This window comes from Pararhizobium sp. LjRoot235, assembly GCF_964254145.1.
In the GTDB taxonomy this organism is placed as follows: domain Bacteria; phylum Pseudomonadota; class Alphaproteobacteria; order Rhizobiales; family Rhizobiaceae; genus Pararhizobium.
The window spans coordinates 634,776-659,023 of record NZ_CAXUSP020000002.1 but is presented as its reverse complement, the minus strand read 5'-3'; the positions used below and the strand labels follow the sequence as shown (position 1 = coordinate 659,023).

Here is a 24,248-nt window from a genome sequence, read left to right as displayed (position 1 = left end):
GCGGTTCCCCATTCTTTATGTCGACCCGTCGACATCCGCGCTACGTGCAGGCAAGCGAGTATCCGGCCTCCGCTTTGTCCAGCCAGGAATTGCAGTTCTATCACCGATCACGCTGCCCGGAGCTTCACGGAAGCTGATGAGAAACGTGTCACTTGCTCTTGTGAAAGGATGGATCCGACGTGCAGTGACTGCTCTCGGCCAACATAGAGCAAAGGCGTTCATTGTCGCCAATCACGAAAATCTATTCGGCTCGATACCTGCGGATCGGTCAATTCTCTACGCAACGGACAATTTCGTAGACGGCGCGGAATTGATGGGCCTCTCGAGGGATTATCTCAAGGCGCAAGAGGCGGCTCAGGCACGAAACGCAGATACCGTAGTCGTCGTAACCGAAGAATTGCGGGCGCGTTGGGCCAAGTTGGGACATACTCCGGTTTTGATCCCTAACGGGTGCGACACGGAGCGATTCCGTGATGTTGATGTGGAAGCTTGGCCGCCGGTGTCGACCTGCCGCGACCAATTGCGGGTGTTTTTGGACACTTGTCCGAAAGGATAGATCTCGCGTTGTTGGAGGCCACGGCGGATCGCGGCGTCTCGTTACTGCTTGTCGGGTCACGAAAACCGTCTTTTTCACTCGAAAGCCTGACGGCAAGATCTAACGTCAGATATCTGGGTCCGAAACCATTTGAAAGTATGACTGGTTATCTAAGAGCCATCGACGTCGGTCTCACTCCGTATACGCAGAGCGAATTTAATCGTTCTAGTTTCCCGATGAAAACGATAGAGTATTTGGCGGCGGGCCGACCTGCGGTTGCAACGTCTCTGCCGGCTGTTAAATGGACACCTCTAAAAACCTCCCCTTTTTGCGGAATTCGTGATTCACTCCGGCAGTGTGATTTGCAGGGAGCGGATGATGCGGGGACAGCCTGGCTTTTGGGATCTGGACGAGCGTTACGAGCGCTTGAGTGCGGTAGGAGATCCGCTTGAGAAGCTCAACGCGATTATCCCCTGGGCTGTGTTCGAGAAGCGTTTGGCGAAGGCACTGAAGCGATCCGACGGATCGAAGGGCGGTCGACCTGCTTTCCCGTCGGTTTTGATGTTCAAGATCCTGGTGCTGCAGGCGCTCTACAATCTCTCCGACGACCAGGCAGAGTTCGTCATCCAGGACCGGTTGTCATTCATGCGGTTCCTGGGCCTGTCCTTGTCCGAGAAGGTGCCCGACGCCAAGACGATCTGGCTGTTTCGGGAAAGCCTGGTGCGGGCCGGTGCCATCGATAATCTGTTCGCCCGTTTCGACAAACATCTGTCGCGGTCCGGCTATCTGGCCAAGGGCGGTCAGATCGTTGACGCGACGATCATTCAGGCTCCCAAGCAGCACAATAGCCAGGACGAGAAAGCGGCGATCAAGGCGGGCGAGATCCCCGAGGGCTGGAAGGACAAGCCCGCCAAGCTCGCACAGAAGGATCGTGACGCCCGTTGGACGATGAAGTATTCCAAGGCGAAGCAACCGACAGAAACGCCGACATCAACAGCGACCCGGCAGCACGACATCGCCATTCCGATGTTCGGCTACAAGAACCATGCGGGCATCGACCGGGCGCACGGCTTCATCCGCGGATGGACGGTGACGAGTGCGTCTGCTCATGACGGCGCTCAACTCAGAAACGTTGTGACCAAGGACAACACGGCATCGACGGTCTGGGCCGACAGCGCCTATCGTTCGAAGACCAATGAGGAATGGCTGAAGGACAATGGCCTGAAGTCGGATATCCATCAAAGGAAGCCGAAGGGCAAACCGATGCCGGAAGCGATGTCGCGGGCCAATGGCCGCCGCTCGAAAGTGCGCTCCGCCGTCGAACATGTGTTCGCAAGGCAAAAGGACAAGATGAAGCTCTTCATTCGAACCATTGGTGTCAGCAGGGCGACGGTAAAGATCGGCATGGCCAATATCGCCTACAACATGCTCCGCTATGTCTTCCACGAAGGACGACGCGTCACCGCATGATGCACGCCGCCCCGAAAGGGGCAGTGACACCACGAAATCCAACCTGAAATCGGAGGCAAAAGCCGCCAACAGCCATCAGGCCGTGCCGCCGATCACCAATTCAGCGGTAATTCGAGGTCTCCAATCTGTTCATGGCGCTTGCTGGCTGCGACTGGATCCGCAAGCATCATAGTCTCCTCGTCACCGGGCCAGCCGGTGTCGGCAAAAGTTGGCTTGCCTGCGCACTCGGCCACAAAGCCTGCCGCGAGGATTTCTCTGTCGCATACCACCGGGTTCCCCGGCTGTTCGCCACGCTCGCGCTTGCAAGGGGTGACGGGCGATACGGCAGGATCCTCAAATCCCTCGCCAAGACTGATCTGCTTATCCTCGACGACTGGGGACCGGAAAAACTCAACGATGATCAGCGCCGCGATCTCCTCGAGATCATCGAAGACCGCTACGAGCGTCGCTCGACGATCGTCACCAGTCAGGTGCCCCTGGATCGCTGGTGGGAAATTATCGCAAACCCAACGCTCGCCGATGCCATACTGGATCGCCTCGTTCACAGTGCCTATCGCATCGATCTCACCGGTGAAAGCATGCGAAAACAGCGCTCGCCGATAGCGCCTGAAATACCGCACGCTTGACCTGAAACAAAACCCGATCCAAAAATCAACCAGACCCAGGATCAGTCCGAGAAATGGCCGCCTTCAAATCGGAATGGTGGCCGGAATGAAATCGGAATGACTGGCCGGCTTCAAATCGGAATCGGTGGCCGGCTTCATCGGAATACGCACGAGAGATCAATTCGAGCGATTCCAGCGGGGGAAAGGGCGTCCGGATGATGAGTATTCGCGACTGGGCTCAGCGCGCGCATGGCGTCGCGAATCTGTTGACTACGGACAAAAGCCATTTGACAGCAAGTGCTAAGGGCAGAATTGATCGGCCGACATTGCCTGCGGCCTACGCTCCTGCGAAGGGTGTATCCGCGCCCACGCAGAACGATATCTCCCTGCGCAGGCACATCGTCCTCGGCGCGGCGATCGTGGCACTGCTGTTTGGCGGGCTTGGCGCATGGGCCGCGACGACGGGGCTGTCAGGTGCCGTGATCGCCCCGGGCCATATTGCGGTTGAATCCAACGTGAAGGCGGTGCAACATCTAAGCGGCGGCGTTGTGGGCGCAATCAACGTGCGTGATGGCGACGAGGTTAAGGCAGGTGATATCTTGGTTCGCCTCGATGACACGGTCACTCGCGCCAACCTTGCCGTCATTACTAAGAGCCTGGACGAACTCTCGGCCCGACAAGCGCGCCTGACTGCAGAGCGCGAAGGTGCTGAAGCGCTCCTCTTTCCCCAGGATATTGTGAGTCGCTCCTCCGCCGCGCACGTGGCGCGGGTCCTCCAAGGGGAACGGAAACTGTTCGCACTGCGCCGCGCGGCCTATCAAGCAGAGATCGGGCAACGCAGGGAGCGGATTGGCCAGCTCACAAAGGAGATAGCGGGACTCGAGTCTCAACGGGAGGCTAAGGAGCGGGAGCTTGGTCTGGTCCGCGACGAACTCAGCAGCGTGAAAGTCCTGTGGGAGAAAAAGCTTGTCCAGCACTCACGACTGCTGGAGTTGGAGCGCCAGGAAGCGCAGCTCCTGGGAGGCCGCGGCCAGCTGATCGCTGCGATCGCCGAGGCCAAGGGCAAGATTAGCGAAACCGAAATAGCCGTCATTCAGATTCAGGAGAATTGGCGCAGCGACGTCGCAAAAGAACTTCGCGATACGGAGGCCCAAATCGCGGGGTTGGAAGAACGAAAGATCGCCGCAGATCAGCTTCTGAGGCAAACCGACATTCGTGCGCCTCAGGCCGGACGCGTACATCAACTTGCGATCCACACGGTAGGAGGCGTTGTTGCCGCGGGCGAGCCGATCATGAAAATCGTCCCCATTGCCGACAAGTTGGCGGTGGAAGCGCGCATCGCGCCTCAAGACATCGACCAAGTCCAGCCCGGCCAGCCAGTCCACCTGCGTCTGTCGGCCTTCAATCAGCAGATCACGCCCGAAATCGGGGGACATGTACTAACCGTTTCACCGGACCTCGTCGAAGACGAGCGAAATGGGTTGTCCTTCTACAGCGTGAGAATCAAGCTCGACAAAGGTCAGCGTGGCTCCTTCAAACCGGAAAGCCTCAAGCCCGGCATGCCGGTAGAAGCGTTCTTGCTTACTGCTGATCGCACGGTCATCTCCTACCTAGTGAAACCACTCACAGATCAGATTAGGCGCGCTTTCCGGGAATAGGAAATTATCCGCTCCGTCCACAGGACCAGAAATCATCGGATCGCATCGATGGTGAAGCTTATCGGTGATAGAAGGCGTGCTCTCGCACCTTAACCTGCGTTATCACACCGAGCACGCGCTGTGGTGCATCTTTGATCCCGTCGTGCCGCAATTGTTGGAGGGCTCTACGCGCAATATTGACCTCGGTCGCAGACCATTTCAACGCGAAAATCACATTGTCAGCAACTGAAACAAGGCGCGGGCTTCAGTTGCCTCAAGCAAGGATGGACTGTCGATCACTATGCAATCGTAGCTTGCCTTCAGATTTTCCAACATCGGCGCGCCGCACAGCGCGGAACCTGCGATCAACTTCCATCGCCGTCGCAGCATTGCAGCCAGATCGCGAGGATGCGGCACGCCTTCTTCGTAGCTCAGGGCTTGTGCTTCTTCTAAATTGGCGGGCACAAAGCTTTGCTCCTCTTGGATATAGAGTTCATCGCCTAGCGCCGGTGATCAGCGTACAAGTGCTTTGCCGATGCCTGACGAGCACGCGCAGCAGATACCGCTCCGCCGAGAACAGGCCGAGCGCGACCACCATCATGGACAGCCGCGGCCGCACCTGTTCATTGCCGATTGTGGCAAGGCTCTTCGGCCCTGTTCATCAGCGTCACGTCGGCAGATGGCGCACAAAACCCCAGCCGATCGGATTGGTCGCCTGACGCCTTGCAAGAGTGCACCCACTCACCCAACGTGCTCCAACGACTATTTTGGCGAAGAGAGTTCCATCATTTCTGAAATGCGTAAATTACCCGATGGTAGTATCCCTCCGGCAGGGACCGCCTTGCGAAGTTCCGCGGCAGCCGTGAGTCTGCGCTCTTAAGAGTGGACTTAAGAGCGCACTGAGCAATTCATGGGACATGCAGTTTTGCTGACGGGGCCAGAGCGGCGTCGGCGATGGTCGTTAGAAGATCGCGCGCAGATACTGGCGGAGGCATTCGCGCCAGGCGCGGTGGTTTCCGAAGTTGCGCGCCGCTTCGAGGTTTCGACCTGCCTGCTCTACAGATGCGGCGGCAAGCTTTGGTCCAGCAGGCCGAGCCCGCCTTTGTCCAAGCCAAGCTTGTTGGCTCTGCCAGCAGTGATGCGGTCGAAGCGGCCATGCTCGTGGACTTCCCGAATGGCGTGAAGGTGAGAATTGGCTCCGCACAGCCATCCGACCTGGCAGCCGCGGTGATGCGAGCGCTCAAATGATCCCGATCAGTTCCGGGGTGCGGGTGTGGATCGCGAACGGTCACTGCGACATGCGCAAGGGCATGCAGGGTCTGGTGCTGCTGGTGCAGGAGGGCCTCGGCCGCGATCCTTTTTTATGCGTCGAGCGAGATTATGTGGCGGAGCCCGTCTCGGCGCCGGCCGAGGCCTGCCAAATCTGGAATTCTCCGCCACATAATATTCAGATGCTGTTTAGCAGTTGCAGAACGGCGTCATTTGGTCGGAAACGCACACCGAGATCGCCGGAGACTCCAGCCTTCTCGAGTCCTTTGCGCATCATTTCGACATCCGCGGCGGCGTAGCGGTGGGTCGTGGCGACCTGTGCGTGCCCGAGCCAGGCTTGGATCGTCAAAAGGTCCACGCCCGACTGGAGAAGCTTCATGGCAAGTGAGTGTCGGAAGATGTGCGGCGATATAGGCTTGTGGGCCAAGGCCGGCCTGATGGTCACGGCCTGGGCCGCCGCACGCCGCACGATATGGGCTCCGAAGCGCGTCAGACGCTCTTGGCGGGCGCCGATAAAGATCGGTCGTGGCTCGTGGTTCGCGATACCGTGCTCGGCCAACAAGGCTGTCATACCAACGAGCGGTGATCATGACCGATGCGCCCATTCGCGGAGTCCGATGGACATGATCTTCCACGGCTGGTCGACGAGCTTGTTCCATGCGGCGCAGCAATGGGTGACGATGTCGTCGTAGTCCTTGAAGATACGGTTGGAGAGCCAGTTGTCGCGCATGAACTGCCAGACGTTTTCGACTGGGTTGAGTTCCGGTGAGCGCGGCGGCAGGAACATCAAAGTGATGTTGTCCGGCACCTTCAGTTTCGGCGTCACGTGCCATCCGGCCTGATCGAGGATGAGCACCGCATGCGCGCCGTCATCGACGCTCCGGCAGATCTCGGCGAGGTGCTCCTGCATGGCCTCGGTATCGCAATAGGGCAGAACCAGGCCCGCGCCCTTTCCCTTCCGCGGGCAGACGGCCGCGAAGATGTAGGCCCACATGGTGCGCTGTCTGGTGCCACGACGCGCCCATCGGCGCGTGATCTTGTTCTTCTGGCCTATGCGCGCTTCGTCGGCCCACCAGAGTTCGATGTCCGTGCCCTGCGGGAGCCGGCTTCGGATTTCCGCCAGCGGCGGGGAAGTCTTTTTAAAAGCTTCTACTTCCAGCTCGTTCTGAGCGTAGTGGCGTGGGCGAGCCGACAGCTTGGCAAAGCCGAGCGCCTTCAACTCGCGGCCGACCGTCGTCTCGTCCATCGAGATGCGGAATTCCTGGAATATCCACTGGACCAGGTTCTTGCGCCGCCAACGGACAACACCGTGGATCGCAGGGATCGGGCCGCTCTCGACGACCTTTGCAAGAGCCTGGCGCTGAGCGGCATTCAACTTCGCTCGGCCGCCAGGCGCTTTGCCATTCACCAGTCCATCGGGGCCGCGCGCGTTGAAACGCAGAACCCAATCCCGCACAATCTGCAGCGTCACGCTGCCGATCCGTGCCGCATCCGAGCGCGGGCTGCCGTCATAGATCGCGGCAAGAGCCAGCAACCGCCGGGCCTGATTGGCATCCTTCGTCTGCCGTGCGAGCTGTCGAAGAGCAGCTCCGTCGAAATCATCACCCAACAAAACCGCCGAACCCATCGCAAACCTCCTGTTTGCAGCATGGATTCAGATTCGCGACACCTTGGGAATCTCTGAGAGTCAGAAACGGCGCTCGTTGGTATCAGTGCTCTCGCCAGATCCAGAGGAATGGGGACGACACGGTCTCTGCGCCCTTTGCCGCGCAGCAGCACTTGCGGGTGCGACCGCTCCAACTGAAGGTCGTTTGCGTTGACGCCGGTAGCTTCGGAGACCCGCGCGCCGGTCCGTGCCAGGAACAATAGAAACGAACGGTCACGCCGACCACGTGACGTCCGTGGATTGGGCGCCGCAACGAGGGCGTCCACTTCGGCCTTGGTGAGGTGGTGCGTCACCTCGATGTGCGCCCGCTTTATGGGAATCGTGAGCACGCGTTGGGCGACACCGAAGGACGCTGGGTCGGAGGCTGCGACATGGCGGAAGAAAGATCGTATCGCCGCAAGACGGGCATTGCGCGTGGCGACGGCGTTGTTCCGCTTCTCTTCGAGTTCGTCGAGAAATGCGAGAACGAGGTCTCGATCGAGATCTTCGAGCGCCAAGGCCGCCGGCTTCTTCCGCAGCCGGGCGGCGGCAAAGAGGATCAGCATGCGCAAGGCGTCGCGATAGCTGGCCACGGTCGCGGGAGTGGCGTTGCGTTGTTTGGTCAAGCGCCGGCGAAAGTAGGACTCCAAAAGCGGCGCCAGGAGTAGGTGTTCACTCATGCTGCGCCTCCATCGAGGAAGGCGCGCTCCGCCGCCATGGCGAGAAGATCCACCGAGCCAGTGAGGTAGTAGGCTGTGTCGCTGTAGCTGGCGTGGCCGAGATAGGTGGCGAGCAACGGGAGCAGCGCCTGGACGTTGGCGCGCTGTTGGTGCCAAAGGCTCAGGCGGGTCACGGCAAACCGGTGCCTGAGATCGTGCGGCCGCAACGGCTTGCCGTCGTCAAGGCCGGCGAACTTGCGGACCTCAGCAAAACCGTTTTTTAGGCCGGTCGCAGAGAGGCGGTTGCCACGGGAGCTCAGAAAGAAGGCCTGGTCCTTAGGCTGAGGAAAAGCTGCATCGCGCACACGCACGTAGTGGCGAAGGGCAGCCTGGGTCGTCGTGTGAACTGGAACGAGACGGTGCTTGCGGAACTTTGTCTTCCGAACGAGGAGAACCCCGTTGGTCAGATCGACGTCGGAACGATCAAGCCTGACCACTTCGCCCGATCGCAGTCCCGAGCTTGCCAACAATCCGATCAGCGTCGCCATCGTCCGCCCCCTGAGGGGGATGCCTGGCGAAATGCGGGCGCATGCGTCGATGAGCGACACCAACTCTGACTCGCTGAGGATCCGCGGAGGCGGAATCGCCCTGGATCTGGGGAATACTCTGCGCTCCAAGGTCTCGGTTTGGTCGTCATAGACGGAGAGATACTCGTAGAATCGGCCGAGCACGCCGTGACGAGTGGCGCGGCTGTTGGCGGCGCCGCCGAACGACAGGACGAAGTCCAGCGCCATCGTCCGGGTGGCGGGCGCAGTTCGATGTAACGCGCCTTCTCGCCGAGGAATCGGGCAAAGACGGTCATGCCGCGCCTCCCGGAAAGGGGAGTGCGACCTCGGCGAGCTGCGAGGCCGCAACCTTCACGTACAGCGCCGTTGTGTTGATGCTCCGGTGGCCAAGAAGATCGGCGACCTCGTTGATCGGCCTTCGCTGCCCGACAAGCTGGGTAGCAAGGCTGTGACGCAGGAGATGCGCACCTGCGACCCGCCCGAGTTCGACCCCGCCATGCCGCAACCGCTTCCGCACGATCCTTGAAACAGGCGCCGCACACTTGAACGGTCCCACCGGCGGCGTGAACGACAGGAACAGATACGGACTATCCACTTCGGTCGAGCGCGCAGGATGTAATCGGCGAGTGCGGCGCCGGTCTCCTCGAGGAGTGGCACCACCCGATCACGCTTGCCCTTGGTCCGCCGGACAAAAACCTCGCCAGTACGCCAGTCGATATCCCGAAGCCGAATGGCGCGTAACTCGCCGTTGCGAATGCCCGTGGTGGCGAGCAGCAGCAGGACGGCTCGATCGCGGATGCCGACCGACGTCGTTGCGCCGATTGCATCGATCGCGTGCCGAACGTCATCCCACGCAAGGCGCGGCGGCAAATGTGCCAAACGCCAAGAGGGCGTCCTTGGGACGACGCGGGCGAGATCTTGGTGATGGCGACCAGCCCAATTTAAGAACCGAAGAAATGTTCGAATGTGAGAAGTCGCTGCCGTGCGACTGCCGGAGGTCGCCGATAGCGACAGCCGATGCTCGACAGCAGCAAGGACCTGCTCAGCCGTCAACGCCTCGAGGTCCTGGTCGGGATGGTGATGGCGGAACCAATCCAGAAAGCGGCGGCCGCCCAGAAGAACGCCTTCGCGGGTGTTCGGCTCCAGCCCCCGTACCCTATGCAGATAGTCCGAAAAGGAGGCCAGAAGCGGAGCATCCAGATCCGGCGCGGCGATGCAGACCGACTATGCTGGCCACACCGTCTCCGTCATTGATCCGGCGACGGGCGAGATCCGGCCGGCGCAGATCTTCGTCGCGGTTCTGCCGGCCTCCTTGTACACCTTCGCGTATGCGAGCTTCACTCAACGGCTGCCAGACTGGATCGAGGGTCAGCAACGGGCTTTGAGCTTCTTCGGCGGCGTGACCAAGGCGATCGTCTGCGACAACCTCAAGGCCGGCGTTGCCAAGCCCTTGTGGTTTGAGCCGACCATCAACGCCACTTTTGCAGCATTCGCCGAACATTACGACACGACGATCCTGCCGACCCGTCCAAAACGGCCGAAGGACAAGGCCAAGGTCGAAGGCAGCGTTCTGATCGTTGAGCGCTGGATCCTGGCGCGGCTGAGAAACGACCGCTTCTTCAGCCTCGTCGATCTCAACGTGCGGATCAGCCAACTTCTCAACGATCTCAATAACCGGCCGATGCGACGGGTTGGCAAATCCCGACGTCAGCTCTTCGAGGAGATCGAGCAAGACGCGCTCGCGCCCTTGCCGGCGTCACCATTTGAATACTCGGAATGGAAATCGGCAAAGGTTCATCCCGACTATCATGTCGAGGTCGATAAGGCCTTCTACTCCGTGCCGCACCGCCATTGGGGAACCCATGCGCTCAGCGATCAGCAGCGGCTCGATCTCCTGGAAATCTTCGAAGAGCGCTACCGCCGGAAATCCACTCTGATCACCGCCCAACTCCCCGTGGCGCAGTGGCACGAGATGATCGGGGAGCCGACGATCGCTGACGCCATCCTCGATCGTATCGTCCATAACGCCCATCGAATTGCGCTCGAAGGCGACAGCATGCGGAAGCAAAAACCACGACCGCTCTTGACCGAAGCGCGAAACGCCGAAATCAATAACCCATGACATCAACCAGGCGAACGAAAGTCGATCCCGCGAGACTGGAATGCACCCCTCGACTGAGACAAATAAATAACGGACAGTTTCTGGATTACAGGAACTGGAAATGGTTGGAAGAAAGCCGAGATTTAGCGAGCAAGAGAAACTCTCCATGCTCTTGCGGATGCAAAACGGGGAGAACGTCAGCCGTCTGGCCGACGAACTGGGTATTCACCGCTGTCAAGCGAAGCGAGGAATTGACCCCTTGGGCGAAACGAAGATTTGACCCCCTTCATTGATTGTTCGGTTCGTTTGTTTCAAGCGCCGCTCCGGCCTTCTGCAGAAGGCCGGAGCGGCGCTTTTCGCGAAGCCGGTAGCTGTCGCCCCGGATGGTGATCACCGTCGAATGATGAAGCAGGCGGTCCAATATCGCCGTGGCGACCACGGCGTCCCCGACGGTTCCCCATTCTCCCACCGAGCGGTTGGAGGTGATCAGGATCGATCCCTTCTCGTAGCGCCGGGAGACCAGTTGGAAGAACAGGTGGGCGGCGTTAGCCTCGAACGGAAGATAACCCAACTCGTCGATGATCAGCAATTTCGGTCGCGATAGGATCGTCAACTGTTTGTCGAGCGAGCCGTCGTTGTGGGCCTTGGCCAGCATCGCCACCAGCGTGGCCGCCGTGACGAACTGCACGTTGTAGTTCTGGCGGATCGCCTCGCGGCCAAGACTGACGGCAAGGTGCGTTTTACCTGTACCAGGAGGTCCAAGGAATAGCACCGTGTCCCCGTGAGCGATCCAGCGGCAGGTCGCCAGTTCCCAGATCTGCCCATGATCCAGCGACGGCTGCGCCTCGAAATCAAAGCCGTCGAGTTCGCGCACGAACGGGAACTGCGCCAGCTTGCTGGACATGGAGATACGACGCTCATCGCGCCGGGCGATCTCCCGCGCCACCAGGAATGCCAGAGCTTCGCGCAAGTTCATCTTCGAGCGGGCCGCCTCGTCAAGCAGCGTGTCGAGCTGATCGCGGATCGCCGTCAGCTTCAGCCGATCGAGCGTTGCGATGAGAAGGTCGTGATCCACATTCGCCATCACCAGCCTCCTCCAACAACCGCCTCGTATTCCGCGAGTGGCCGCAGCAAGGCGGCTGGAGGCATTTCCAAGGGAGCTGTTCGCACGGATCCCTCGGCACCAGTCACGCCGACAAAATGGAACCGGTCCACGATCCGTTGCCGCCGTCCCTGGCAGAGAGCATGATCGGCCACCACCTGGCCCGCATGACGGATGATCACACGGCCTGCCAGTACCACGACCTGAACGCTCTCGCCGATCAGACGCCAGGGCACGGAGTAGCTGTTCGTGTCGAGGTCGATCGCGCAGTCGGCCTGAACTTTGCGCACCAGGTCGCGCAATTGTCCGAACGGTGCGCGGCCGGCCAGCGGGCGAAGCGCACCAGCCTCCGCGGCAAAGCGTTCCGCTGGCGCTACGCCGGTCGTGCCGTGTTCACGCTGGTCGGCAACATCGCGTACCCACCGGTCCAGATGTGCCTCGAACGCCGCCCAACTCTCGAACCGGCGGCCCGCAATCGCATTCTTCTTGACGTAGCCGACCCCGCGCTCGTCCTTGCCCTTCGTGCGGGCGCGGTATGGTGCACAAGCTCGCGGTATAAATCCCCAGTAACGAGCAAAGGCATGCAGTCGCGCATTGAACCGCACCTCCCGGCTGACTGCATCGTGATGTTCGACCAGCGGCTTCGCATTATCCAGCAACACCTCAAGGGGAACACCGCCAAACCGCAGGAACGCTCCCTCCATTCCCTCGAACCAGTCCGTCTGCCCCTCTCGCAACGAGGCCCGGATATGGAGGCGTCTCGAGTAACCCAACGTTGCGACAAACACATACACCCGAAGCCGTTCACCGCCGATCCATACGCGCGTCTGGCCAAAGTCGATCTGCAGTTGGCGGCCCGGCGGCGTTTCGAACCGAACTGTCGCGCGCTTCTGCGCCTTCAACTCCCGTCGCCACTGCCGTACTCGAAGCTCTACCGAACGCAGACCGATGACCACTCCATGCTCGCTCGCCAATTCTTGGCGGATCACATCCGCATTGCCATCATGACGGAAAAAGCGCTCTCGTAGCCAATCGTCCAGCCCGTCAAACGCACTACCCCGAACAGGCTTCTTGAAAGGAACGGCTCCACCTTCCCGCAAATAGCGACGCACCGTGTTGCGGGCACATCCGAATTCCTTGGACAGCCGCTTGGCACCCCAACCAAGCGCGTGCAGCCGCAACATCGCCACCACCTCATCAGCCTGAAGCATTTCCCCGCCCTGCATCGTTCGCGACAATGCAGGATGCCCTGAAATCTCGTTCGTCATCCATCTCTCCTCGTTTTGACACGAGGGGGTCAGTTCTTCACTTCGTTAGGGGGTCAGTTTCTCATTTCGCCCGACAACCGCCAACGCTTATATGCTTGGCGTGAGCAGCTACGGACGTGTGGCAATCTAGTGCCGGCCCGGCAGGGACGTCCAAAGAAACAGCCGCCGCCCGAGGCGCCGCCGGACCCACAAACCTTGGCGGCAAGTTTTGCACTGTCGGCTGAACAGCGTCGTGCCGATGCATTGGCGAAAGCTCGACGCCGCATTGTCGAACTTGAACGCAAGATTGGCCAGCAACAGGTTGAACTTGATTTTTTTCAAGAAGCCTTGCGGCATGTCAGGGGCAGTCAACAGCGGAAAGACGCACCTGGCGGAACGGCGTCTTCGAAGTCATTCAAAAAATGACGGCCCGAATGCCGCAAGGCTCTACAGGAATTGAACAGATGTGCCGTTTGGCCGGTGTTAGCCGGGCCGGATACTACCGGCACTGGCAGCAGTCAGCGCCGCGTCAGGAAGAAACCGGCCTACGAGATGTCATTCAAAGGCTGGCCTTGGCCAATCGGCATTATGGCTATCGCCGGATTGGTGCTCTTCTGGGCCGGGAAGGCTGGCAGGCAAACCACAAACGTGTTTTGCGGTTGATGGGAGAGGACAATCTCCTATGTTTGCGCAGTCGGCCATTCGTACCGCGAACCACCGATTCCAAGCATAGCTGGCGGGTCGTTCCGAACCTCGCTCGTGGGATAGAACTGACAGGAATCAACCAGCTTTGGGTTGCCGACATCACCTATCTGCACCTTGCCGAGCAGTTCGCCTATTTGGCGGTTGTACTGGATGCATTCAGCCGCAAGGTCATCGGCTGGGCTCTGGAACTCCACCTGCGGGCCAGTCTTGCGGTCGATGCCCTGAAAATGGCGATCTCCGCACGTGCTCCAGTGCATGGCAGTTTGATTCACCACTCGGACAGGGGAGTTCAATACGCTTGCAACAGCTATTCTGACATCCTCCATGCTCATGGGATCCAGCCGAGTATGAGTCGGGTGGGCAATCCGTATGACAATGCGCGTGCGGAAAGCTTCATGAAAACCTTGAAGCAAGAAGAAGTCGCAGGATTAGCTTATCGTGATGCCTCGGATGCCCGGCGGCGTATCGCTAGCTTCATTGAAGACGTTTACAATCGGCAACGGCTGCATTCAGCGCTCGACTACCTCACGCCGGAGGAATACGAACAGTCATTGTCGACATCGCCGGGAATGCCGTACTTGAACTCAAAAGCCTGAAATTGTCCTGCAATTTCTCTGTCTCACTATAAGGGTGCATTCCAAGACTGTCCGCGATTTAGTGAAACGACTGTCCGGGATTTACCGGAATCGCTGTCCCGTTAATCCGAAATCCGCACGCTCCGGAGCCACTCGCTCGCCGGGCCGCGTCCCCACAAGTGGTTGTCTAATCGCATTCCAATCGTCAAGGTGGTTTAGGCATTCGGCGACCTTGCCAGGTTGCGGGTAGGCAACCACCTCACGGGACACGATCGACTCTTGCGGCTGGAGCCGCTTGGTGGTGCGTCTCTTGTTAATCCCCGAATTCCTATCGGAAATGGTGCTTTCGCATGTTAACTTGCGTCAGCACGCCAAACACCCGCTCGTGTGCATCTTTGATCCCGACATGTCCGAGCTGACTTAGTGCGCGGCGGGCGACGTCGACCTCCGTAGCGCTCCACTCCAGTGCAAAGATGACGTTATCTACAACGGAAGCAATGACGCGTGCTTCCGTTGCACCAAGGAGCGGTGGGCTTACGATCACAATGCAATCATACTGGTCCTTGAACTTGTCCAGCATGATTGTAAGCTGGTTTGTTGAAAGGAACGAAAGCGCATATTCCCGCCTGTAGGAAAGCGGGAGAAAGTCGATTCCGAACTCGGCGATTGTCTTGACCGTTTCCTCAGCGGGTACCGTTTCCTCAGCGGGTACCGTTTCCTCGCCGAAATACGTCGCCCTGTCCTTCCCGAATCCCTCAAGACTATGCGCGATGCTGGGGTTGCGAAAATCGAGATCGATGAGCAGGACCTGCCGCCCAATCGTGCCCGCACTCAGGGCAAAGCTAAGAGCAAGCGCGGTCTTTCCGTCGTCCTTGTCACTCGATGTGATGGCGAAGACGGCCGAATCACGGAGTCGGCCCTGATGCGAAATACGCCGCCGCGACAGGGCCGTCGCCACGACTGAGCGAACCGCCTCGCCATAGCTGTTGAACGGGTCGTCGATCAACGCGTGTCGCGCGCTGTTCATCCGGAAGCGGTTGGGCACGAGCCCGATGCACGGGACTCCGACCGATTCTTCGACATCGCGCTCGCTGCGCACGCGACGGTCGAAACGCTCCAGCAGCACAGCCGTCAATCCGCCGCCGATGGCAAAGGCAACGAATGCCGGCAGCACGAACAGGGTCGGCGAAGTCGAGCTCGGAAATTGGGGTGGCAATGCAGCAGAGACAATATGTGCTTCCTCTTGAATTCGGTCTTGGACGAAGATTTCGGTCTGTCGCCGCAGAAGGCTCTCGTATAGCTGCGCCGATGCAGTGGCCTCACGCTCCAATTCGCGCAGCTTTGCCTCAGCTTCGCGGAGGCTTTCCCGAGATTGTTCGAGTGAATCGAGGCGTTGCCGAGTGCGGTGGAGGCGCTCCCCAAGCGCCCTACGATCGAAGGGCAGTTCGGCAAGGACCTCATCGAGGAGCCGGCTCAACTCTTCACGCTGTAACGGACCTACTTGGTGAAGGGCATCGGCTGCGTCTGTTTCGGCCTCCGTCGCGAGTGGGAAGGCATTTGCGGGCTGGCCGTCACTCATGACGCGAGGCCCTTCCTGATCCTGTTGGCTCAGCAAGGCTGAGAGACGCACTCCCCGTTCTCCAAGTCTGGCCAGATCAATTGCGAGCTGTCGCCTCAGTTCGGCAATCTGCTGATCCATCGATTCGACGTTCTTCTGGTCAATAAGTCCTGAGGCCATTCGATGGTCACGAACGGCTGCTTCCGCACGCTCGACAGCGGCCCGCGCGGAAGGGATGCGTTCGGCCAGTTCCTTCTCCAGCCGCTCACGCCGCGCCTGAAGGCGGTCGCGACCTCTATTTACGTACATCTCGGCCACTCGGTTCGCAATGACTGCGGCCATCTGCGGATTCTCTGTAGTGAAGGTTACGGCAACTACACGTGAGTGCTGTTCCTTATAAACATTGAGGTTTTGCCGGAGGACCTCGAAATCGATGGGCTCCGACTCTTCGGGCACGGCTTCTCCCGATGAACCCGTCGTTGGGGAGGAGGGCGGCTCGTCGTTTGCACCAAAGATGGCGTCTGAAAGCATCTTGCTCCATGGCCGCTGCGCCCGATCACTAAACGGGGACGGGGACGCATCGGATGTTGCGGGACCGCTGCTGCCGGGATCCTCGGCGAGGCTTTTCTGCACCGCGCGCAGATGGCTGGGCGACAGGATGAGTTCCACGTGGGTGTCGACGACAGCCTCATCGAAAGAGCCCGCCGGCCCGGACTCCGAGCTTGCCACGAGCAACTGCGCTTTCGCCGTATAGCGGGCCGGGATGCTGGTGCCAATCAACATGGCCATCAACGCACCACTCGCGGCGCAAACGGCGACCAGCTTCCATCGCCGTCCCAAAAGTGCAACAAGATCCAAGAGATGGAGCGTACGGTCTTCTTCGTAGGTCATTGCTCGTCCTGGAGATAAGGGCGCGAAGGCGTCGCTCTTGTTAATTTTGCGGTTCGTCGGCATCGATCAAAGCGTTTTGAGAAGACATTGGATGCCACGGAGGAGTGGGCCCGAGAGCGGGTGCGCAACACCACGGTCAACGCCGTTGGTCGGCGAGGGGACCTTGGTAGCCTGTGTCGTGCCACTCCTCAACCATTCCATCCACCCGCGAGCACCCGTTCTCGGCTGCTTGACTAGCCGGCGGCAAATGCGATGATGGGAATGCGAGTGCTCACCCGATTGCCCCCATTCACAACATTTCCAGCGTATAGAATTTCATCATTTGTACGACGCGTAAATTGACGCAAATTGAGTAAGGATTCGGCGGGGATTACCTAATCATGGTGCTGTGGGGTACCCCCTTATGTCGCTCTGCCTGAATGAGCATACTCTCCATTTATTGATATTGGGGCTTTTGTCATCATTTACATGATGCTGGTGAAGCATCATCATTTACATGATGCTGGTGAAGCGCGCCGGGCCAGTCTGCCGGCCAGATGCACTGACTCCAGCAAATCTTCAGATTGGAGTACGCCGATGGTCCTTCGTCACCGACCGCGCACGTTTTTCAAGTTGTTTGGTCTGGCGGCCCGCACCGCAGTAGCTCTGGCCTTGGGGCTGTCGTGGTCGGCCGCCTCCGAATACCGGCTGCATGCGGGCGATGTGATCGAGGTCTCGCTCGCTGGGCTTCCGCAGTTCGGCCAACGCGCGCCGGTTCAGCTCGATGGCAGCATCACAATTTCGACCATCGGCACGCTCGACGTCGAGGGCGTCACGTTGGCCAATGTTCGCGAACTTATTCAGGCTGCCTACACCAGCCGGCTCCTGACCCTCTATGCTTCCGATGGTCGGGAGTTGACGCGTACGGTTGAACGCGAGGATGTATCGGCGGCAATCGTGCAATATGCGCCGATATGGGTATCCGGTGATGTTGTTCGGTCCGGCGAGCATCCTTTCCAGCCACGGATGACGGTACGCCAGGCGATCGCGTCTGCGGGCGGGCTCCGTCCACCGATTATGGCTACCGGCACGCTGCCGCAATACGATCCGATCCCGCTGCAGAGCGACTACATTGCCAGCTGGCTCACATTGGCTGGCCACGCCGCCCGCGCCTGGAGGTTCCGCACCGAGCTCGGCGAGACGGCCGAATTCGACAAGACATCAATTCCAGCAGCACCGGTGCCTGAAGACGCGTTGACGCGCATTCTGGCAACCGAGAAGCAGATTCGTGAGCTTCGGCAGGTGGATTTCGATCGCGAGCGGGCCTTTCTGGACCGGAGCGCGGCTCTTGCTGAGGAGCAGATCAAGTCGCTATCCGAACGCGTCGAACTCGAGACCCAAGGCGAACTCGAGGACACTCAAGTCTACGAAACTGCGAAAAAACTTCTGCGGCAAGGCGCATTCACCAATTTGCGGGTAGTGGACGCCCGACGCTCATTGCTTTACTCAGCCACGCGCCGGCTGCAAACGGAAAGCGAGCTCATGCAGATGCGCAGACGGCTGGACGAGGCGCGCCGGTCGTTGGAAAAGCTCGAAGACCAGCGCCGGCTCGGCATTCATGAAGAACTGCGGTCCATAGATCTGAAACTGGCCGAGGAACATGCCCGCCTACAGAGTCTGCGGGCGAAATTGGACCTCGCTGGCATCGCCGTCCCGCGCGGCCAGGAGGCCAGCCAGGAGGCCAGCCCGGCGGTTACCGTTATTCGCAGGATCGACATGAAGCCCGTCGCTTTTGAAGCGGGGTATGATGAAGAGGTCGAGCCGGGCGATATGGTGGAAGTCGCGTTACGCCAAGGGTCCTTATCGACGAGCGATGATCTCGGCGCACTTGGCATTGACCGGCCTCAATATGCACAGAGCGCGAAATAACCTCTCAATCCCTCAATTGGAGACCTCGAATTACCGCTGAATTGGTGATCGGCGGCACGGCCTGATGGCTGTTGGCGGCTTTTGCCTCCGATTTCAGGTTGGATTTCGTGGTGTCACTGCCCCTTTCGGGGCGGCGTGCATCATGCGGTGACGCGTCGTCCTTCGTGGAAGACATAGCGGAGCATGTTGTAGGCGATATTGGCCATGCCGATCTTTACCGTCGCCCTGCTGACACCAATGGTTCGAATGAAGAGCTTCATCTTGTCCTTTTGCCTTGCGAACACATGTTCGACGGCGGAGCGCACTTTCGAGCGGCGGCCATTGGCCCGCGACATCGCTTCCGGCATCGGTTTGCCCTTCGGCTTCCTTTGATGGATATCCGACTTCAGGCCATTGTCCTTCAGCCATTCCTCATTGGTCTTCGAACGATAGGCGCTGTCGGCCCAGACCGTCGATGCCGTGTTGTCCTTGGTCACAACGTTTCTGAGTTGAGCGCCGTCATGAGCAGACGCACTCGTCACCGTCCATCCGCGGATGAAGCCGTGCGCCCGGTCGATGCCCGCATGGTTCTTGTAGCCGAACATCGGAATGGCGATGTCGTGCTGCCGGGTCGCTGTTGATGTCGGCGTTTCTGTCGGTTGCTTCGCCTTGGAATACTTCATCGTCCAACGGGCGTCACGATCCTTCTGTGCGAGCTTGGCGGGCTTGTCCTTCCAGCCCTCGGGGATCTCGCCCGCCTTGATCGCCGCTTTCTCGTCCTGGCTATTGTGCTGCTTGGGAGCCTGAATGATCGTCGCGTCAACGATCTGACCGCCCTTGGCCAGATAGCCGGACCGCGACAGATGTTTGTCGAAACGGGCGAACAGATTATCGATGGCACCGGCCCGCACCAGGCTTTCCCGAAACAGCCAGATCGTCTTGGCGTCGGGCACCTTCTCGGACAAGGACAGGCCCAGGAACCGCATGAATGACAACCGGTCCTGGATGACGAACTCTGCCTGGTCGTCGGAGAGATTGTAGAGCGCCTGCAGCACCAGGATCTTGAACATCAAAACCGACGGGAAAGCAGGTCGACCGCCCTTCGATCCGTCGGATCGCTTCAGTGCCTTCGCCAAACGCTTCTCGAACACAGCCCAGGGGATAATCGCGTTGAGCTTCTCAAGCGGATCTCCTACCGCACTCAAGCGCTCGTAACGCTCGTCCAGATCCCAAAAGCCAGGCTGTCCCCGCATCATCCGCTCCCTGCAAATCACACTGCCGGAGTGAATCACGAATTCCGCAAAAAGGGGAGGTTTTTAGAGGTGTCCAATTCTACTTGGTCTTCCGGATCGATGCTCGAGCGGAGCGCGGATAGACGAGGAGGCCGAGTCTTCGCGAGGCGATGGCCGCTGGCATTTCATCTCTGCCGCCAACTTGAGTGAGTTCGTCAACCTGCTTGTGTTGGCCGGACCGCTGTCCATTTCCGTGGTCGAAGCCTTTGCGGCAGGACCTTAAGGCTTTGCGATGGCGGCCGACGGCGAGACGCAGCGCTTCGCCAAAGTTTTGCGGTCGAACCGAGAGCTCTTCCAACCCCCGTGCCCATCTCGCGGTCGCTTTATTTGCCATCCGTGGCCGCATCGACAACTCGCTCGTCGAGCAAGAGCCTGTTTTCCGGCACTGGGCAATATCTACGTCAAAAGCGGTAACAGTATAAGGGGGTTGGCGAACAAGTGTAAATCCATTGTGCTATGTATACAACCCTAGAGATGACCATTGAAACGTCATCGTTGACTTTTTGGGGCTATCCCGGTTGATTGCTCCGCTGCGCGTCTGTGGTACCATTTCTTTTTTGACATGATGAATTATTTGCAAAATTTCTACCTACTCCGGAAGGGTGTGCAGCGTGAACAAGAAGAAAACGTGGAATTTTGCAATCGTCGAGCCGAACTACATTGTATGCGCAGGGCTGGCACGAATATTTGCACGAACGGCATTCAAAGAACAAATCGAATGCGCCAATATGGCTCAGTTGTGGGAGCTGATAGAAAAGGGTCAGGAAGTCGATTTGTTTTTGATAGACGTGGGGCAAAATATTTGCCGATTTAAAGCGGACGTCGAGAAGCTCAAAACGCAATTTCCAAAGTCATTTGTTGTTCTAATGGCGGACTCTGTTGAGGAAGCTGTAGTCACCCAGGCCATCCAAGCGGGTGTTCATGGTTTGATTGACAAGGGCATGCGCGTCGAAGCCATGGTGAAATCGCTGGAATTGGTCCTGCTCGGCGAGCCTGTTTTCCCTCCCCCCGCTCCGGTCAAGACATCGCTCATCACAAAGGAGTATGTCTTACAGAAGCACAACGAAAACAATGGTCACAACGGGCATTCAACTCATATAATTTCCCTGGCGCCTAATCTTTCGTCGCGAGAAATTGAAGTATTGATGTCACTTAGTCAGGGAAACTCCAATAAGGAGATTGCCAGGAAGCTCGAGATCTCGGATGCCACCGTGAAGGTACATGTGAAGGCAATCTTGCGGAAGCTTCGGATAAGGAACCGGACCGAGGCGGCCTTGTGGGCAACGGGTGCGGGGCAGCAGACCTCACCGTACCAGCAGTGATCGATTTCCGTTCTGATCAAGCCGGCTCAGCAAGCCCCAGAAAAATAAAGGCTATCTAAAAATTCTACGAATACCCCCTTTTGGAGCGGTCATCCCGCTTGGGTAGCAGCTCCACAAAAGGATGCTCCACAAAGTATGGCTTTGCCGCTCGACTGCCTTCTATCCTTATGCGCAGTTGCCGAGGACTGATCGACTGCTAGATTCCTGTCATCGATCTGTCACATCTCCGCAAACGCGGATTTTGAGGCAGTACCGAGTCAACTTCAGGGAGAGATTCGATGAAAGCCGTAATCCAGTGTGGCGGTCAGGGAACGCGCCTGAGACCATACACTATGGTGCTACCCAAGCCGCTGATGCCAGTCCGCTCTCAGCCGGTACTTGAGCTTCTGCTGAAATGGCTTCGACGAAACGACCTGACAGAGGTCTATATCACCACCGGTTATCTCGGGCAGCTGATCAAGAGCTTCTGTGGCGACGGGCGGCGGTGGGACATCCGGATCCGCTATACGGATGAAGCGGCACCCCTGGGGACGATCGGGCCACTCGGCTTGCTGCGCGATGAACTCGACACCAGCTTCCTGGTGATCAATGGGGATGTCATTACCGATCTGAGCCTCGGTGCGTTCGCCCAGTACCATCACAGCACGGGCGGACTACTCACGGTGGCTACCATGCACCGGCAGACTCGAATGGATTTCGGCGTCATCGAGGCACATGACGGGCGGATCACCAGCTTCAAGGAAAAACCGATACTCTCGAACCTTGTGAGCATGGGTGTCTACTGCATGGAGCCCTCGGTGCTTCAATACATTCCTGCGGGCGTCCCATTCGGCTTCGATGATTTGATCCTGTGCCTCCTTCGGCGAGGCGTTCCGACCCACAGCTACATTCACGAGGGCATGTGGCTCGACATTGGCCGGATCGAAGATTTCCAAACCGCTCAGGAGCTTGATTGGGATGTCCAGTCACCACCGTTTGAACGCGTCCACGCAGCCTGAGGCTGTTCTGCTGAATGCTGCCGCCCCGGGCGGAGGTGCCGCAACGGCGCGTGCCGGCAGCGGGGCCGACGATCGCTCAGAGATTTACGTCGCGCGACCAATCTTGGGGCGTCAGGAGCAGGTCGCCGTTTCCGAAGTCTTGGACGACGGCTGGGTCACGATGGGCTCGCGTGTACGCGATTTCGAGCTAGCCTTCGCCGAGCGGCATCGCACGGACGATGCCGTGGCAGTCAGCTCTTGCACCGCCGCACTTCATCTTATCCTCCATGCACTGGGGATAGGGCCAGGCGACGAAGTCCTCGTGCCCTCGCTCACATTCGTGGCGACGGCCAACAGCGTCTTGTATACTGGAGCGTCGCCTGTCTTCGTCGACATCGAGTCGCTCGCCATGCCGCTGATGTCCCTGGAGGACGCTGCGCAAAAGTGCTCCCCGAGAACGAAGGCTGTCATTGTCGTGCACTATGCTGGCTGTGTCGCGCAGCGCAGCGCATGGCGCGAGTTCGCCTCCCGGCGGGGCCTGTTCCTCATTGGGGACGCGGCGCATGCAGTTGGCCTCGAGGACGCCGCAACCTTCGGCGACGCAGCTGCCTTCAGCTTCTACGGCAACAAGAACATGACGACCGCAGAAGGCGGCATGGTGGTGTCGACTCAATCCGACCTTCTGGAGCGAGTCCGACAAATGCGCAGTCATGGGATGACAAGCGGCACATTCCAGCGCCACCAGAGTGGCGCGCCGCACTACGACGTGACCATGCTCGGCTACAATTACCGAATGGACGAACTCCGGGCTGCCATGGGTCTGGTTCAACTCGGTCGCCTGACAGCGTGGAATGAACGCCGGCGCGTCCTGACGGCCAGATATGCAGAAGTTCTGGCAGCCGATTGCCCGACCATCCTCGTCCCCAGCCTGCAGGGTTGCGATTCGGCTCATCACATCATGCCGGTCGTCTTGCCGGCCGAAGCCGACCGCGATCGGATCATCGCATCCATGAGAAGCGATGGCATCCAAACGAGCATCCATTACCCGCCTGTTCACGACTTTTCTTTCTACAGATCTCGGCTACCCGACCTTCGGCTCCCGAAGACGGAGGAATTCTCTCGTCGCGAGCTGACGCTCCCGCTGCATCCCGGCATGGATGACGGTCACGTCGAGCGCGTAGTCGCCGCTCTGGCCGCTGCTGCGCAGGCATGAAGGACGTCACGAAACAAATGTGAGGAGATACGTAATGCGCCATGACGACCGTCCGCCAGCACGTCTTATCGGCTGGATTGCCCGCTCCCTCGACGGTCTGTTCGCCGCCGTCTGCTTGGCGGTTCTAAGCCCCGTGATGCTGCTGATTGCCGTGGCGATCATCGCGGAGAGCGGCCGTCCGGTGTTCTTCTCGCAGGTGCGCCTTGGACAGGGCGGCAGGCACTTCCGGATTTACAAGTTTCGCAAATTTCGCGCGGACTGCAGCCCCTTCGGCCTTCCATTGACGGTCAACAATGACGGTCGAACGTCCAGAATTGGACGATTACTCGCAAAAACAAAGTTCGATGAGCTCCCGCAACTCTATAACATCCTCCGGGGAGATATGGCCTTTGTCGGCCCGCGGCCAGAGAGCCTCGCTTTTGCCGACTGCTTCGACGACAAGCACCGGGCTATCTTGGACTATAGGCCTGGAATATTCGGTCCGAGCCAGGCAGCGTTTCGCAATGAGGCCAGCCTGTACCCCGTGAATACCGACCTGATCAAGGTTTATCGAGAGGTGATCTTCCCGCTGAAGGCCTGTCTCGATCTCGAATATTATCCGCGTAAGACCATGCTCAAGGACCTAGTGTGGATCGTTCGCGGAGTCATGGCGGTAGTCGGCCTCCATCCAACATTGACCAAGCTTCCAACGCAGCTGCCCACGCTGCGGACCAGCCAGGCGCCTGTGACGGAGGGCGCTCTATCGCCACCTTCGAGCTGGAGCCACGCGAGGAGGATGCAACTATGAGCTGGGTAACTCCGCAGAGGCCCTTTGAGCAGGGTCCCGCGGACGCGACGCAGGGATCGTCCCACCGGACAGCAGCAACGCCAGTGCCTCGTGAGAGGTGGGGTTCGGGCGCGCTCCTCGGTGCGGAAAGCCCGATCCCCTCGCGGGCATGCAATCCCGGCACGGTTCCATCGTCATGGGCAAGGATACCGGCTCCAAGGCGCAA

21 protein-coding genes and 5 pseudogenes are annotated in these 24,248 nt (G+C 59.1%); 15 read left to right on the top strand and 11 right to left on the bottom strand.

Features of this window, described 5'->3' with window-relative positions:
- The first annotated feature begins 489 nt into the window (after positions 1 to 489).
- The 4 genes and pseudogenes from ACSQ2Z_RS23860 to ACSQ2Z_RS23845 all read left to right on the top strand — a co-directional run bounded on the left by ACSQ2Z_RS23860 (position 490) and on the right by ACSQ2Z_RS23845 (position 4,268).
- Positions 490 to 987: a glycosyltransferase gene (locus ACSQ2Z_RS23860; protein ID WP_436083696.1), complete on the top strand. Its 498-nt coding sequence runs from the start codon at positions 490 to 492 to the stop codon at positions 985 to 987.
- Complete coding sequence (locus ACSQ2Z_RS23855; protein WP_436080166.1) at positions 914 to 2,005, top strand: IS5 family transposase; 1,092 nt, start codon at positions 914 to 916, stop codon at positions 2,003 to 2,005. Before ACSQ2Z_RS23860 ends, ACSQ2Z_RS23855 begins: the two co-directional genes overlap by 74 nt.
- Before the next feature lie 125 nt (positions 2,006 to 2,130).
- Positions 2,131 to 2,631: pseudogene (locus ACSQ2Z_RS23850) on the top strand (ATP-binding protein); the annotation flags it as partial.
- Positions 2,632 to 2,828: 197 nt separating this feature from the next.
- Entirely contained in the window at positions 2,829 to 4,268 is a 1,440-nt protein-coding gene (locus ACSQ2Z_RS23845; RefSeq protein ID WP_436083695.1) for an HlyD family type I secretion periplasmic adaptor subunit, read from the top strand.
- Between the two features lie 210 nt (positions 4,269 to 4,478).
- Here the strand turns inward: ACSQ2Z_RS23845 and ACSQ2Z_RS23840 are convergent, their stop codons facing one another.
- Positions 4,479 to 4,712 carry a hypothetical protein gene (locus tag ACSQ2Z_RS23840; RefSeq protein WP_436083694.1) on the bottom strand — a complete coding sequence of 78 codons (234 nt, stop codon included), beginning with the start codon at positions 4,710 to 4,712 and terminating at the stop codon, positions 4,479 to 4,481.
- Between the two features lie 445 nt (positions 4,713 to 5,157).
- Between ACSQ2Z_RS23840 and ACSQ2Z_RS23835 the strand changes: the two genes are divergently transcribed.
- The gene (locus ACSQ2Z_RS23835) at positions 5,158 to 5,430 is read left to right on the top strand and encodes a transposase (protein ID WP_436083693.1); all 273 of its coding nucleotides are present in this window, start codon (positions 5,158 to 5,160) and stop codon (positions 5,428 to 5,430) included.
- A gap of 61 nt (positions 5,431 to 5,491) precedes the next feature.
- Positions 5,492 to 5,596: pseudogene (tnpB, locus tag ACSQ2Z_RS23830) on the top strand (IS66 family insertion sequence element accessory protein TnpB); the annotation flags it as partial.
- Between the two features lie 98 nt (positions 5,597 to 5,694).
- Here tnpB and ACSQ2Z_RS23825 read toward each other — a convergent pair.
- The 6 genes and pseudogenes from ACSQ2Z_RS23825 to ACSQ2Z_RS23800 form a co-directional block, all read right to left on the bottom strand.
- Positions 5,695 to 6,087, bottom strand: a complete 393-nt coding sequence (locus tag ACSQ2Z_RS23825) for a tyrosine-type recombinase/integrase (RefSeq protein WP_436083692.1) — start codon at positions 6,085 to 6,087, stop codon at positions 5,695 to 5,697.
- Positions 6,088 to 6,102: 15 nt separating this feature from the next.
- Positions 6,103 to 7,143, bottom strand: coding sequence for an IS630 family transposase (locus tag ACSQ2Z_RS23820; RefSeq protein WP_436083691.1), 1,041 nt, complete (start codon positions 7,141 to 7,143; stop codon positions 6,103 to 6,105).
- 125 nt (positions 7,144 to 7,268) lie between these two features.
- Positions 7,269 to 7,841 (bottom strand): annotated as a pseudogene (locus tag ACSQ2Z_RS23815) (tyrosine-type recombinase/integrase); the annotation flags it as partial.
- Positions 7,838 to 8,614: a tyrosine-type recombinase/integrase gene (locus ACSQ2Z_RS23810; RefSeq protein ID WP_436083690.1), complete on the bottom strand. Its 777-nt coding sequence runs from the start codon at positions 8,612 to 8,614 to the stop codon at positions 7,838 to 7,840. The gene ACSQ2Z_RS23810 and the pseudogene ACSQ2Z_RS23815, both read right to left, overlap by 4 nt.
- A 64-nt stretch (positions 8,615 to 8,678) precedes the next feature.
- A complete protein-coding gene (locus tag ACSQ2Z_RS23805; RefSeq protein ID WP_436083689.1) occupies positions 8,679 to 8,942 on the bottom strand; it encodes a tyrosine-type recombinase/integrase in 264 nt (87 codons plus the stop codon).
- A 104-nt stretch (positions 8,943 to 9,046) separates the two neighbouring features.
- Positions 9,047 to 9,256 (bottom strand): annotated as a pseudogene (locus ACSQ2Z_RS23800) (tyrosine-type recombinase/integrase); the annotation flags it as partial.
- A 331-nt stretch (positions 9,257 to 9,587) separates the two neighbouring features.
- Between ACSQ2Z_RS23800 and istA (ACSQ2Z_RS23795) the strand changes: the two are divergent.
- A pseudogene (gene istA, locus ACSQ2Z_RS23795) lies at positions 9,588 to 10,245 on the top strand (IS21 family transposase); the annotation flags it as partial.
- Positions 10,224 to 10,508, top strand: coding sequence for an ATP-binding protein (locus ACSQ2Z_RS23790; RefSeq protein WP_436084138.1), 285 nt, complete (start codon positions 10,224 to 10,226; stop codon positions 10,506 to 10,508). The pseudogene istA (ACSQ2Z_RS23795) and the gene ACSQ2Z_RS23790, both read left to right, overlap by 22 nt.
- Positions 10,509 to 10,773: 265 nt before the next feature.
- On the opposite strand, the gene istB is transcribed toward ACSQ2Z_RS23790, so the two are convergent.
- Positions 10,774 to 11,571, bottom strand: a complete 798-nt coding sequence (gene istB, locus ACSQ2Z_RS23785; protein WP_436083688.1) for an IS21-like element ISSme2 family helper ATPase IstB — start codon at positions 11,569 to 11,571, stop codon at positions 10,774 to 10,776.
- Positions 11,571 to 12,857, bottom strand: a complete 1,287-nt coding sequence (gene istA / locus ACSQ2Z_RS23780; protein ID WP_436083687.1) for an IS21 family transposase — start codon at positions 12,855 to 12,857, stop codon at positions 11,571 to 11,573. The genes istB and istA (ACSQ2Z_RS23780) overlap by 1 nt, the downstream gene beginning before the upstream one ends.
- Before the next feature lie 195 nt (positions 12,858 to 13,052).
- Here istA (ACSQ2Z_RS23780) and ACSQ2Z_RS23775 point away from each other — a divergent pair, with 195 nt between their 5' ends.
- Positions 13,053 to 13,262 carry a hypothetical protein gene (locus ACSQ2Z_RS23775; RefSeq protein WP_436083686.1) on the top strand — a complete coding sequence of 70 codons (210 nt, stop codon included), beginning with the start codon at positions 13,053 to 13,055 and terminating at the stop codon, positions 13,260 to 13,262.
- Positions 13,259 to 14,137, top strand: coding sequence for an IS3 family transposase (locus ACSQ2Z_RS23770; RefSeq protein ID WP_436083685.1), 879 nt, complete (start codon positions 13,259 to 13,261; stop codon positions 14,135 to 14,137). The genes ACSQ2Z_RS23775 and ACSQ2Z_RS23770 overlap by 4 nt, the downstream gene beginning before the upstream one ends.
- A 307-nt stretch (positions 14,138 to 14,444) precedes the next feature.
- Here the strand turns inward: ACSQ2Z_RS23770 and ACSQ2Z_RS23765 are convergent, their stop codons facing one another.
- On the bottom strand, positions 14,445 to 16,565 hold the full coding sequence (locus tag ACSQ2Z_RS23765; protein ID WP_436083684.1) for a GumC family protein: 2,121 nt from the start codon (positions 16,563 to 16,565) through the stop codon (positions 14,445 to 14,447).
- A 468-nt stretch (positions 16,566 to 17,033) separates the two neighbouring features.
- On the opposite strand from ACSQ2Z_RS23765, the gene ACSQ2Z_RS23760 reads away from it, so the two are divergent.
- Complete coding sequence (locus tag ACSQ2Z_RS23760) at positions 17,034 to 18,473, top strand: polysaccharide biosynthesis/export family protein (RefSeq protein WP_436083683.1); 1,440 nt, start codon at positions 17,034 to 17,036, stop codon at positions 18,471 to 18,473.
- 140 nt (positions 18,474 to 18,613) lie between these two features.
- Here ACSQ2Z_RS23760 and ACSQ2Z_RS23755 read toward each other — a convergent pair whose 3' ends face one another.
- The gene (locus ACSQ2Z_RS23755) at positions 18,614 to 19,705 is read right to left on the bottom strand and encodes an IS5 family transposase (protein WP_436080166.1); all 1,092 of its coding nucleotides are present in this window, start codon (positions 19,703 to 19,705) and stop codon (positions 18,614 to 18,616) included.
- A gap of 650 nt (positions 19,706 to 20,355) precedes the next feature.
- Here ACSQ2Z_RS23755 and ACSQ2Z_RS23750 point away from each other — a divergent pair.
- From ACSQ2Z_RS23750 to ACSQ2Z_RS23735, 4 genes are all read left to right on the top strand, one after another.
- Complete coding sequence (locus tag ACSQ2Z_RS23750) at positions 20,356 to 21,066, top strand: LuxR C-terminal-related transcriptional regulator (RefSeq protein ID WP_436083682.1); 711 nt, start codon at positions 20,356 to 20,358, stop codon at positions 21,064 to 21,066.
- A gap of 278 nt (positions 21,067 to 21,344) precedes the next feature.
- Positions 21,345 to 22,064 carry a nucleotidyltransferase family protein gene (locus ACSQ2Z_RS23745; protein ID WP_436083681.1) on the top strand — a complete coding sequence of 240 codons (720 nt, stop codon included), beginning with the start codon at positions 21,345 to 21,347 and terminating at the stop codon, positions 22,062 to 22,064.
- Positions 22,024 to 23,256, top strand: coding sequence for a DegT/DnrJ/EryC1/StrS family aminotransferase (locus ACSQ2Z_RS23740; RefSeq protein WP_436083680.1), 1,233 nt, complete (start codon positions 22,024 to 22,026; stop codon positions 23,254 to 23,256). The genes ACSQ2Z_RS23745 and ACSQ2Z_RS23740 overlap by 41 nt, the downstream gene beginning before the upstream one ends.
- A gap of 34 nt (positions 23,257 to 23,290) precedes the next feature.
- Positions 23,291 to 24,043, top strand: coding sequence for a sugar transferase (locus ACSQ2Z_RS23735; RefSeq protein WP_436083679.1), 753 nt, complete (start codon positions 23,291 to 23,293; stop codon positions 24,041 to 24,043).
- Positions 24,044 to 24,248 lie beyond the last annotated feature (205 nt).

What these genes read in the sequence shown, in the direction of transcription:
- ACSQ2Z_RS23855 (WP_436080166.1), top strand. Translation starts at nt 914, where the DNA reads ATGCGGGGACAGCCTGGCTTTTGGGATCTGGACGAGCGTTACGAGCGC.
- ACSQ2Z_RS23845 (WP_436083695.1), top strand. Translation starts at nt 2,829, where the DNA reads ATGAGTATTCGCGACTGGGCTCAGCGCGCGCATGGCGTCGCGAATCTG.
- ACSQ2Z_RS23835 (WP_436083693.1), top strand. Translation starts at nt 5,158, where the DNA reads ATGGGACATGCAGTTTTGCTGACGGGGCCAGAGCGGCGTCGGCGATGG.
- ACSQ2Z_RS23825 (WP_436083692.1), bottom strand. Translation starts at nt 6,087, where the DNA reads ATGACAGCCTTGTTGGCCGAGCACGGTATCGCGAACCACGAGCCACGA.
- ACSQ2Z_RS23820 (WP_436083691.1), bottom strand. Translation starts at nt 7,143, where the DNA reads ATGGGTTCGGCGGTTTTGTTGGGTGATGATTTCGACGGAGCTGCTCTT.
- ACSQ2Z_RS23810 (WP_436083690.1), bottom strand. Translation starts at nt 8,614, where the DNA reads ATGGCGCTGGACTTCGTCCTGTCGTTCGGCGGCGCCGCCAACAGCCGC.
- istB (WP_436083688.1), bottom strand. Translation starts at nt 11,571, where the DNA reads ATGGCGAATGTGGATCACGACCTTCTCATCGCAACGCTCGATCGGCTG.
- istA (WP_436083687.1), bottom strand. Translation starts at nt 12,857, where the DNA reads ATGACGAACGAGATTTCAGGGCATCCTGCATTGTCGCGAACGATGCAG.
- ACSQ2Z_RS23770 (WP_436083685.1), top strand. Translation starts at nt 13,259, where the DNA reads ATGACGGCCCGAATGCCGCAAGGCTCTACAGGAATTGAACAGATGTGC.
- ACSQ2Z_RS23765 (WP_436083684.1), bottom strand. Translation starts at nt 16,565, where the DNA reads ATGACCTACGAAGAAGACCGTACGCTCCATCTCTTGGATCTTGTTGCA.
- ACSQ2Z_RS23760 (WP_436083683.1), top strand. Translation starts at nt 17,034, where the DNA reads ATGATGCTGGTGAAGCATCATCATTTACATGATGCTGGTGAAGCGCGC.
- ACSQ2Z_RS23755 (WP_436080166.1), bottom strand. Translation starts at nt 19,705, where the DNA reads ATGCGGGGACAGCCTGGCTTTTGGGATCTGGACGAGCGTTACGAGCGC.
- ACSQ2Z_RS23745 (WP_436083681.1), top strand. Translation starts at nt 21,345, where the DNA reads ATGAAAGCCGTAATCCAGTGTGGCGGTCAGGGAACGCGCCTGAGACCA.
- ACSQ2Z_RS23740 (WP_436083680.1), top strand. Translation starts at nt 22,024, where the DNA reads ATGTCCAGTCACCACCGTTTGAACGCGTCCACGCAGCCTGAGGCTGTT.
- ACSQ2Z_RS23735 (WP_436083679.1), top strand. Translation starts at nt 23,291, where the DNA reads ATGCGCCATGACGACCGTCCGCCAGCACGTCTTATCGGCTGGATTGCC.